Genomic DNA, 10,513 nt, shown 5'->3' on the forward strand with positions numbered 1-10,513 from the left:
CATGGTGAACGCACCGCTGCAACACACCACGGTCTTGCTGGGCGAGGCGGTCGACGCCTTGCTGGGCGCCGCCGGCCCCGCGCCCGCCGGCGTGTGGATCGATGCCACCTTCGGCCGTGGCGGGCACTCCCGCAAGATACTGGACCGGCTGGGGCCGGGCGGGGGCCTCGTGGCGTTCGACAAGGACCCCGAGGCCATCGCAGAAGCAGCGCGCATCACCGATGCGCGCTTTTCCATTCGGCATGAAGGATTCCGCCATCTGGCCGAACTGCCCGAGCGCAGCGCCGCGGGCATCCTCATGGACCTGGGCGTGAGCTCACCCCAGATCGACAGCCCCGGCCGGGGCTTCAGCTTTCGTTTCGACGGCCCGCTGGACATGCGCATGGACACCACGCGCGGCGAGAGCGTGGCCGATTGGCTGGCCACGGCCGAGGTCGGGCAGATTGCGGAGGTGATACGTGACTACGGCGAAGAACGGTTTGCTGGCCCCATTGCAAAGGCGATTGTTGCTCGTCGCGAGGAGCGGGGCCCTCTTGCCACCACCGCTGAACTGGCCCAACTCGTGGCTGGCTCGGTCAAGACCCGCGAAGCAGGCCAGAACCCTGCAACGCGCACATTTCAGGCTCTTCGGATTTTCATCAACGCCGAGCTTGAAGAGCTGCAACAGGCGCTAGAGGCCAGCCTGCGGGTGCTCGCACCCGGTGGCCGGCTGGTGGTGATCAGCTTCCATTCGCTGGAAGACCGCATCGTCAAGCAGTTCATCGCCCAGCATTCCAAGGAGGTCTTCGACCGCCGCGCGCCATTTGCGCAGCCGCAGCCCATGCGGCTCAAGGCGCTGGACCGCATCAAGCCCACCGCAGCCGAGATCGAGGCCAATCCCCGCTCCCGCAGCGCGGTGATGCGCGTGGCCGAGCGCACGGAGGTGCAGCCATGACGCGCCTGAGCCTGGTGCTGCTGCTGGGGGTGATGGTGAGCGCGCTGTACCTCGTGCACATGCAGTACGAGTCGCGGCGCCTGTTCACCGAGCTGGACCGCGCGGTGGCCGAGTCGCGCCGGCTGGAGACCGAACACCAGCGCCTGCAGGTCGAAAAGCGCGCCCAGGCGACGCCGCTGCGGGTGGAAAAGCTCGCCCGCGACCGCCTGCAGATGCGCACGGCCACGCCGGCCATCACGCAGTACGTCGCCGACGACGGCACGCCGGTGGTCACGGCCGCCACGGCAGCGCCCGTGCCGGCCACGCCGGGTGGCGGGGGGAGCGTGCGCCGATGAGCCGCAGCGTCAACTACACCTCCAGCCCGCTGCTGGCCAGCAAGACGCCGGTCTGGCGCAGCAAGTTCATCGTCGCCATGGTGGCGCTGGGCTTCGTGGGCCTGGGCGCCCGCGCGGCCTACGTGCAGGTGTTCGGCAATGCGTTCTTCCAGCGGCAGGGCGAGGTGCGCTTCGCCCGCACGCTGGAGCTGCCCGCCAACCGGGGCCGCATCCTGGATCGCAACGGGCTGATCCTGGCCTCCAGCGTGCCGGCGGCCAGCATCTGGGCGATTCCGGAAGACGTGGAGCAGGACAAGCCCGAGGTGCGCGAAAAGCTCCAGCAACTGGCCAAGCTGCTGGAGATGCCGCTGCCCGCGCTCAAGACCAAGCTCGCGGACGAGGACAAGACCTTCGTCTGGATCAAGCGCCAGCTCGACTGGGAGGTCGGCCAGCAGATCGCCGCCCTCGACATCAAGGGCATCTACCAGCGCAAGGAATACAAGCGCCAGTACCCCGAAGGCGAATCGGCCGCGCACGTGGTGGGCTTCACCAATGTGGAAGACCATGGCCAGGAAGGCATGGAGCTGGCCTTCGACCAGCAGCTGGCCGGCAAGGCCGGCTCGCGCCGCGTCATCAAGGACCGCCTGGGCCGCGTGGTGGAGGGTGTGGGCGCCGAGGTGCCGCCGGTGGACGGGCAGGACATGCAGCTGTCCATCGACAGCAAGGTGCAGTTCTTCGCCTACCAGAAGCTGCGCGACCAGGTGGCGCTGCACAAGGCCAAGGCTGGCAGCGTGGTGGTGATCGACGCGCACACGGGCGAACTGCTGGCGCTGGCCAACTACCCGAGCTACGTGCCCGACAAGCGCCAGAACCTCACCGGCGAGCAGCTGCGCAACCGCGCGCTCACCGACGTGTTCGAGCCCGGCTCCACCATGAAGCCGTTCACCATCGGCCTGGCGCTGGAGACCGGCCGCGTGCGCCCGGAAACCATCGTGGACACCAACCCCGGCCGCGTCACCATCACGGGCTCGACCATCTCCGACACGCACAACTACGGCGTGCTCACGGTCGAGGGTGTGATCCAGAAATCCAGCAACGTGGGCACCACCAAGATCGCCATGCAGATGCCGGCGCGCGAGATGTGGGAGACCTTCTCGGCGGCCGGTTTCGGGCAGAAGCCGCAGATCCACTTCCCCGGCGTGGTGAGCGGCCGCCTGCGGCCCTACAAGACCTGGCGCCCGGTGGAGCAGGCCACCATGTCCTACGGCTACGGCCTGTCGGCCAGCCTGCTGCAGATGGCGCGCTCGTACACGGTGTTCGCCAACGGCGGCCAGATCATTCCCGCCACCATGCTCAAGTCGAGCACGTCGGCGGTCGGCGTGCCCGTGTTCTCCGAGCGCACGGCCGACCAGGTGCGCAAGATGCTGCAGATGGCCGCGGGCCCCGGCGGCACGGGCCAGCAGGCGCAGACCGTGGGCTACTCGGTGGGCGGAAAATCCGGCACCGCGCGCAAGCAGGTGGGAAAGAGCTATGCCTCGGGCAAGTACCGGGCGTGGTTCACCGGCATGGCGCCGATCGACAAGCCGCGCATCATCGTCGCGGTGATGATCGACGAGCCCAGCAACGGCGTGTTCTACGGCGGTGCGGTGGCGGCGCCGGTGTTCAGCGCCGTGGTGCAGCAGACCCTTCGCATGATGGGCGTGCAGCCCGACATGGCCGTCAAGCCCCAGATCGTGGCCAACACCGTGGAGGAATCGCTATGACGACGACCCCGCTGCTCACCTCGGTGCACGACGCCGTGCAATGGCTGGCCGCCCGGGTGACCGGTACGCTGCAGACCGACAGCCGGCTCATCCAGCCCGGCGACGGCTTCATCGCCTGGCCGGGCGCCGCCACCGATGGCCGCGCCCATGTGGGCGATGCGCTGGCGCGTGGCGCCATGGCCTGCCTGGTCGAGCACGAAGGCATCGAGGCCTTCGATTTCGCCCATGCGCCGGTGGCCGCGCTGCGCGGGCTCAAGGCCATCACCGGAACGCTGGCGGCCGAGTGGTTCGGCCACCCCACGCAGTCGATCGACGTGCTGGCCGTCACCGGCACCAACGGCAAGACCAGCGTCAGCTGGTGGCTGGCCGATGCGCTCAACCTGCTGGCGCGCAACGAACTGGCGGCGCCCGGCGGCTGCGCGCTGATCGGCACGCTGGGCGCCGGCGTGCCGCCCGCGCTCGAGTCCACCGGCCTCACGACGCCGGACCCGGTGCGCCTGCAGCGCGCCTTCGCCCATTTCGCCAAAGAAGGCCATGTGGCCTGCGCGATCGAGGCTTCGTCCATCGGGCTGGCGGAGCACCGCCTGACCGGCACGCGGGTGCGGGCGGCCCTGTTCACCAATTTCACCCAGGACCACCTGGACTACCACCCGAGCATGGCGGCCTACTGGCAGGCCAAGAGCACCTTGTTCGACTGGCCCGGGCTGCAGATCGCCGTGGTCAACATCGACGACCGGCACGGCGCCGAACTGCACGAGACGCTGTCCCAGCAGCCGCTGGACCTGTGGAGCGTTTCCTTGCAGGGGCCCGCACGGCTCCAGGCCCGGGACATCGCCTGGGGCGATGGCGGCCTGTCGTTCACCGTGGCCGAGGGCGCGCAAAGCCATGTGCTGCAGACGCGGCTCATCGGCCAGTACAACGTAGGCAACCTGCTGCTCGTGATGGCCACGCTGCGGGCGCTGGGCGTGCCGCTGGAGCATGCGCTCTACGCCTGCGCGCAGCTGTCGCCGGTGCCGGGCCGCATGGAGCAGATCCATGTGCCGCACCAGCCCCTGGTCGCCGTGGACTACGCCCATACGCCCGATGCGCTCGACCAGGCGCTGCAGGCGCTGCGCCCCATCGCGGCGGAGCGCGGCGGGCGGCTGTGGTGCGTGTTCGGCTGCGGCGGCAGCCGCGACCGCACCAAGCGGCCCCTGATGGGCGCGGTCGCGCAGCAGCGGGCCGATGCGGTCATCGTCACCAGCGACAACCCGCGCGGCGAAGTGCCGGCGGACATCCTTCACGAAATCCTGCAGGGCACCGTGGCCGGGCGCACCGTGCGCGCCGAGGTGGACCGCGCCGCGGCGATCGCGCTGGCGCTGTCCGAGGCCGGGCCGCGCGACGTGGTGCTGATCGCCGGCAAGGGTCACGAGGACTACCAGGAGGTGGCGGGCGAGCGCCGGCCGTTCTCCGACATGGCCCACGCCCAGGCCGGCCTGGCCGCCCGGGGAGGCCGCGCATGATGACGCTGCAGCAGGCGCTGGGGTTCATCCAGGCGCGCGTGCCCACGGCCCGGCTGGTGGGCGAGGGCGCGCTGCCGCTGTCCCGCGTGCACACCGACACGCGCACGCTGCAGGCGGGCGATTTGTTCCTGGCGCTCAAGGGCGAGCGCTACGACGCCAATGCCTTTCTGGCCAATGCGCGCACGGCCGGCGCCGCTGCGGCCGTGGCCCACGGCGGCCTGGAGGCCGCCGGCCTGCCCGGCATCGAGGTGCCAGATACCCTCGCGGCGCTTGGCGCCCTGGCCGCTGGCTGGCGTGCCCAGTTCCGGCTGCCGCTGATCGGGGTGACCGGCAGCAACGGCAAGACCACCGTCACGCAGATGATCGCGGCGGTGCTGCAGGCCTGGAAGGGCTCGGCCGCCTTCGCGACGCAAGGCAATTTCAACAACGACATCGGCGTGCCGCTGATGCTGCTGCGGCTCAACGCGGCGCACGAGGCGGCCGTGATCGAGCTGGGCATGAACCATCCGGGCGAGATCGCGTACCTGGCCGACCTGGCCCGCCCCACGGTGGCCCTCGTCAACAACGCGCAGCGCGAGCACCTGGAGTTCATGCACACGGTCCAGGCCGTGGCCGAAGAGAACGGCTCCTGCCTTTCGGCCCTGCCCGCCGAGGGCGTGGCCGTGTTCCCGGCGGGCGATGCCTACACCGCGCTGTGGCGGCAACTGGCTGCGGGGCGCCGCTGCATCACCTTTGGCGCGGACGGGGCCGACGTGCGCTGCACCGCCGCGCGGTGGGAGGGCAGTGCCTGGCGCATCCGCATCGACACGCCGCAGGGCGGCTTCGATGCCACGCTGCGCATTGCCGGCATGCACAACGTGACCAACGCCCTGGCCGCCACTGCCTGCGCGTTGGCGGCCGGTGTGCCGCTCGACGCCGTGGCGCGCGGGCTCTCGGCCTTCATTCCGGTCAAGGGGCGCTCGCGCGCCTTCAGCGTGCCGCAGGAAGGACGCGTGGTCACGGCGGTGGACGACACCTACAACGCCAACCCCGACTCCATGCGCGCCGCCATCGACGTGCTGGCCGGCCTGCCCGGCCCGCAGCTGCTGGTGCTGGGCGACATGGGCGAGGTGGGCGAGCAAGGGCCGCAGTTCCACGCCGAGGCGGGCGCCCAGGCGCGCGCCAGCGGCATCGGCAGGCTGTTCGCGCTGGGCGCGCTCAGCACTCACGCCGCGCAGGCCTATGGGCCGGATGCGCGGCATTTCGACGACATGGCATCGCTGCTCGCAGCGGTGCAGCAAGCCCTGCCCCAGGTGGGCAGCGTGCTGGTGAAGGGATCTCGGTTCATGAAGATGGAGCAGGTGGTGCAGGTGCTGGAAGCCCGTGCGGACACGACGAAGAACGCACGCGGGGGCGCCACATGCTGCTGATACTGTCGCAATGGCTGCAGGGCCTGTCGCCGGAGTTCGGGTTCTTCCGCGTCTTCCAGTACCTCACGTTCCGTGCGGTCATGGCAGCGCTCACGGCGCTGGTGATCGGGCTGGCGGCGGGGCCGAAGGTGATCCGCATGCTCACCTCGCTCAAGATCGGCCAGCCCATCCGTGGTTACGCGATGGAATCGCACCTGTCCAAGAGCGGCACGCCGACCATGGGGGGCGTGCTGATCCTGGGCTCGATCGCGATCTCCACGCTGCTGTGGTTCGACCTGTCCAACCGTTTCGTGTGGATCGTGCTGGCCGTGACCCTGGGCTTCGGCGCCATCGGCTGGGTGGACGACTGGCGCAAGGTGGTGCGCAAGGACCCGGAAGGCATGCGCTCGCGCGAGAAGTATTTCTGGCAGTCCGTCATCGGCCTGCTGGCGGCGCTCTACCTGGTGTTCAGCATTTCCGAGAACTCCAATTCGCGCGTGTTCGAGCTGTTCATCACCTGGGTGCAGTCCGGCTTTTCGCTGGACCTGCCGCCGCAGGCCGGGCTGCTGGTGCCGTTCTTCAAGGAGGTGAGCTACCCGCTGGGTGTGCTGGGCTTCGTGATCCTGACCTACCTCGTGATCGTGGGATCGAGCAACGCGGTCAACCTGACCGACGGTCTCGATGGCCTGGCGATCATGCCGGTCGTCATGGTGGGATCGGCGCTGGGGCTGTTCGCCTACGTGGCTGGCAGCACGGTGTACTCCAAGTACCTGCTGTTCCCGCACATCGCCGGCGCGGGCGAATTGCTGATCTTCTGCTCGGCCATGGCCGGCGCGGGCCTGGCCTTCCTGTGGTTCAACACCCACCCGGCCCAGGTGTTCATGGGCGACGTGGGCGCGCTGGCGCTGGGCGGCGCTTTGGGCACCATTGCCGTCATCGTGCGCCAGGAGATCGTGCTGGCCATCATGGGCGGCATCTTCGTGGTCGAGGCGCTTTCGGTGATGCTGCAGGTCGCCTGGTTCAAGTACACCAAGAAGCGCTACGGCCAGGGCCGGCGGCTGCTCAAGATGGCGCCGCTGCACCACCATTTCGAGAAAAGCGGCTGGAAGGAGACGCAGGTGGTCGTGCGCTTCTGGATCATCACCATGCTGCTGTGCCTGATCGGCCTGACCACGCTGAAACTGCGATGAACCCGCACGACCCCCTTCTTCCTGGCGAGGCGCCAGGCCTGCCGCAGGGTGCCGATGGCCCCGGCGAAGGGGAGGTCGCGCCCATGGTTTCGCCGTCCGGGGTGGCGCCGGTGCAGGGCATGGACGCCATGCCGCCGCGCTCCGACGCATCCGGCGCTCCCGATTCGGCCGACGTGCCCTGCATGCCCGAAAGCGTGGCGCTGGCGCCGCAGGACGCATCCTCCGCACCGGCCCCGCAGGCACCACCCGCCCCCGCGAACGACGCGATGGCGCAGGCGCTCGCCGGCATGACCGCGCCCGCGGTCTCGGCCGCTGCGGCCGCTGCGGCGTTCGTGGCGCAGATCTTCGCGGACGTGGGCTCGCCCGAGTCCGCCACCGCGGCCGGTCCGCGCGATCCGGGCGCGGCGCCATCCTCCGATGACGCAGCCCCGGCCGACGGCGCCACCGGCCCGGTGGCCGGCCCCACGCCGGTGCCGGCCGGCTGGCCGGGCGAGGGCGCTGCGCTGCTGCAGGGCCAGGACATTCTCATTCTCGGCCTGGGCGCTTCCGGGCTGGCCATGGCCCGCTGGTGCGTGCGCTGCGGCGCGCAGGTGACCGTGGCCGACACGCGCGAGGCGCCTCCGCAGCGCGGCACGCTGCATGCCGAGTTGCCCCAGGTGCGCTTCGTGGCCGGTGCGTTCGACGCCTCCCTGCTCGAAGGGCGCATGCCACAGGCCATCTACCGCTCGCCCGGCCTGCGTCCCGACACGCTGGCCGCCCTGTCGTCCGAGGCCCGGGCGCGCGGCATCCGCATGGAGGGCGAACTCGCCCTGTACGCCATGGCGCTGCGCGAGCTGCGCGCCGCGCACGGCTACGCCCCGGCTGTGGTGGCCGTGAGCGGCACCAACGGCAAGACCACGGTGACTTCGCTCACCGGCCGGCTCGTGGACTGCGCCGGCAAGACCGTGGCCGTGGCCGGCAACATCGGCCCGACCCTGCTGGACACGCTGGGCCAGCACATCGATGCGGGCACCCTGCCCGAGGTCTGGGTGCTGGAGCTGTCCAGCTTCCAGCTCGACGGCGTGGCGGGCTTCGAGCCCACGGCCGCGGCCGTCCTCAACATCAGCCAGGACCACCTGGACTGGCACGGCAGCCTGGCCGCCTACGCGGCCGCCAAGGCGCGCATCTTCGGCGAGAGCGGCCTGATGGTGCTCAACCGCGAAGACCCCGAGGTCATGGGCATGCTGCCCGAGGCCGGGCCGGCGCGCAGCGCGGCCAGGCCGGCGGCCGGGCGCGCGAAGGCCCCGAAGGTGCAGGTGCGCCCCCATGTCACGTTCGGCGGCGACATGCCCCAGCGCCCGGGCGATTTCGGCCTGGAGATCGTCAACGGCATGGCCTGGCTCGTGCGGGCCCAGGAGGCCGACGAAACCGCCCGCCGTTCGCGTACGCAGGAAGAAGAGCTGCACATCCAGCGCCTGATGCCCGCCGATGCGCTGCGCATCCGCGGCCGCCACAACGCCGTGAACGCGCTCGCCGCGCTGGCGCTCGCGCAGGCCGCCGGCTGCGCGCTGGGTCCCATGCTGTACGGCCTGCGCGAGTACCGCGGCGAGCCGCACCGCGTGGAGCCCGTGGGGCTCATCGGCGATGTGGAGTATTTCGACGACAGCAAGGGCACGAACGTGGGCGCCACCGTGGCGGCGCTCACCGGCCTGGGCGCGGAGCGCCGGCTGGTGGTCATCCTGGGCGGCGACGGCAAGGGGCAGGACTTCTCGCCGCTGGCCGCACCCGTGTCGCGCTATGCCCGCGCCGTGGTGCTGATCGGCCGAGACGCGCCCCAGATCCGCGCCGCGCTCAAAGACGCGGGCGTGGCCCTGCTGGACGCACCGACGCTGCCGCAGGCGGTGGACCTGGCCACGCAGCGCGCCCATGCCGGCGATGCGGTGCTGATGTCGCCAGCCTGTGCCAGTTTCGATATGTTCAACGATTACGAGCACCGCGCCCGCGTGTTTTGCGAAGCGGTGCAAGCGCTTGCGAACGATCGCGGCCAGGACCTGGAGGGCTCCGCATGAGCACCGCACCCGCATCTCCCGGCCTGCTGCAGCGCCTGACCGGAAAGTTCGGCGGCTGGTTCGGCGGCCTGCCCGCCAAGCCCGCCGACGTGCTGCCGGTGCGCGTGGGCGGCACCGAATACCGCCAGACCACGACCACGCCGGCCAGCGTGCTCGGCTTCGACCAGGCCCTCCTGTGGGTCGTGGTGGCGCTGCTCGCCTGGGGACTGGTGATGGTGTATTCCGCGTCCATCGCCATGCCGGACAACCCGCGTTTCGGCAAGATCGCGCCCACCCATTTCCTGGTGCGCCACATCATGGCGCTGGTGATGGCCTTCGTCGCGGCCCTGCTGGCGTTCCAGATTCCCATGTCCACCTGGGAGCGCGTGGCGCCGTGGCTGTTCGTGCTGTCGATCGCTTTGCTCATCGCGGTGCTGATCCCGCACGTGGGCACGGTGGTCAACGGCGCGCGGCGCTGGCTCTCGCTGGGGGTCATGAACTTCCAGCCGTCGGAGCTGGCGAAGTTCGCCGTGCTCATCTACGCCTCGGACTACATGGTGCGCAAGATGGAGGTCAAGGAGCGCTTCTTCCGCGCCGTGCTGCCCATGGGCGCGGCCGTGGCCGTGGTGGGCGCGCTGCTGCTGGCCGAGCCCGACATGGGCGCCTTCATGGTGATCGCCGTGATCGCCATGGGCATCCTGTTCCTGGGCGGCGTGAACGCCCGCATGTTCTTCCTGATCGCCGCCGTGCTGGTGGGCGCCTTCGCGCTCATGGTGATGATGAGCGACTGGCGGCGCGAGCGCATCTTCGCGTACCTCGATCCCTGGAGCGAAAAGCACGCGCTGGGCAAGGGCTACCAGCTGTCGCACTCGCTGATCGCCATCGGCCGCGGCGAGATCTTCGGCGTCGGGCTGGGCGGCAGCGTGGAAAAGCTGCACTGGCTGCCCGAGGCGCACACCGACTTCCTGCTCGCGGTGATCGGCGAGGAGTTCGGCCTGGTCGGCGTGCTCATCCTCATCGTGCTCTTCCTGTGGATGACCCGCCGCATCATGCACATCGGCCGCCAGGCCATCGCGCTGGACCGCGTGTTCGCCGGCCTGGTGGCGCAGGGCGTGGCCATCTGGATGGGCTTTCAGGCCTTCATCAACATGGGCGTGAACCTGGGCGCGCTGCCGACCAAGGGGCTGACCCTGCCGCTGATGAGCTTCGGGGGCTCCGCCATCCTGATGAATCTGGTGGCCATCGCCGTGGTGCTTCGGGTTGACTATGAAAACAAGCACCTCATGCGCGGAGGCCGCGTATGAGGTGCTTGTTTCAACAAAACGGGCACCGCATGGCGTCAGCCATGCCGGGCGCGCAGCGCACGATGCGCGGAGGCCGCGTATGAGGTGCTTG

8 protein-coding genes are annotated in these 10,513 nt (G+C 70.1%); all 8 read left to right on the forward strand.

The annotated features are described in order from the left end of the window. Positions 1-4: 4 nt before the first annotated feature. Genes rsmH through ftsW form a run of 8 tightly spaced genes read left to right on the forward strand, consistent with a single transcriptional unit; the run spans position 5 to position 10,422 of the window. The gene (rsmH, locus tag R1Z03_RS00430; protein WP_317360494.1) at positions 5-934 is read left to right on the forward strand and encodes a 16S rRNA (cytosine(1402)-N(4))-methyltransferase RsmH; all 930 of its coding nucleotides are present in this window, start codon (positions 5-7) and stop codon (positions 932-934) included. After that, complete coding sequence (gene ftsL / locus R1Z03_RS00435; RefSeq protein WP_284393016.1) at positions 931-1,269, forward strand: cell division protein FtsL; 339 nt, start codon at positions 931-933, stop codon at positions 1,267-1,269. Before rsmH ends, ftsL begins: the two co-directional genes overlap by 4 nt. Next, entirely contained in the window at positions 1,266-3,011 is a 1,746-nt protein-coding gene (locus R1Z03_RS00440) for a penicillin-binding protein 2 (protein WP_317356097.1), read from the forward strand. Before ftsL ends, R1Z03_RS00440 begins: the two co-directional genes overlap by 4 nt. After that, positions 3,008-4,513 carry a UDP-N-acetylmuramoyl-L-alanyl-D-glutamate--2,6-diaminopimelate ligase gene (locus tag R1Z03_RS00445; RefSeq protein WP_317356098.1) on the forward strand — a complete coding sequence of 502 codons (1,506 nt, stop codon included), beginning with the start codon at positions 3,008-3,010 and terminating at the stop codon, positions 4,511-4,513. Before R1Z03_RS00440 ends, R1Z03_RS00445 begins: the two co-directional genes overlap by 4 nt. Next, entirely contained in the window at positions 4,510-5,922 is a 1,413-nt protein-coding gene (gene murF / locus R1Z03_RS00450; protein WP_317356099.1) for a UDP-N-acetylmuramoyl-tripeptide--D-alanyl-D-alanine ligase, read from the forward strand. The genes R1Z03_RS00445 and murF overlap by 4 nt, the downstream gene beginning before the upstream one ends. Beyond that, complete coding sequence (gene mraY, locus R1Z03_RS00455) at positions 5,913-7,091, forward strand: phospho-N-acetylmuramoyl-pentapeptide-transferase (protein ID WP_284393025.1); 1,179 nt, start codon at positions 5,913-5,915, stop codon at positions 7,089-7,091. Before murF ends, mraY begins: the two co-directional genes overlap by 10 nt. Continuing rightward, positions 7,088-9,139 (forward strand): UDP-N-acetylmuramoyl-L-alanine--D-glutamate ligase, encoded by a 2,052-nt coding sequence (murD, locus tag R1Z03_RS00460; RefSeq protein WP_372588223.1) that lies wholly within the window; start codon positions 7,088-7,090, stop codon positions 9,137-9,139. The genes mraY and murD overlap by 4 nt, the downstream gene beginning before the upstream one ends. After that, a complete protein-coding gene (ftsW, locus tag R1Z03_RS00465; protein ID WP_284393027.1) occupies positions 9,136-10,422 on the forward strand; it encodes a putative lipid II flippase FtsW in 1,287 nt (428 codons plus the stop codon). Before murD ends, ftsW begins: the two co-directional genes overlap by 4 nt. Positions 10,423-10,513: the final 91 nt, after the last annotated feature.

It is taken from the genome of Acidovorax sp. BLS4 (assembly GCF_032929295.1).
In the GTDB taxonomy this organism is placed as follows: Bacteria; Pseudomonadota; Gammaproteobacteria; order Burkholderiales; family Burkholderiaceae_C; genus Paracidovorax.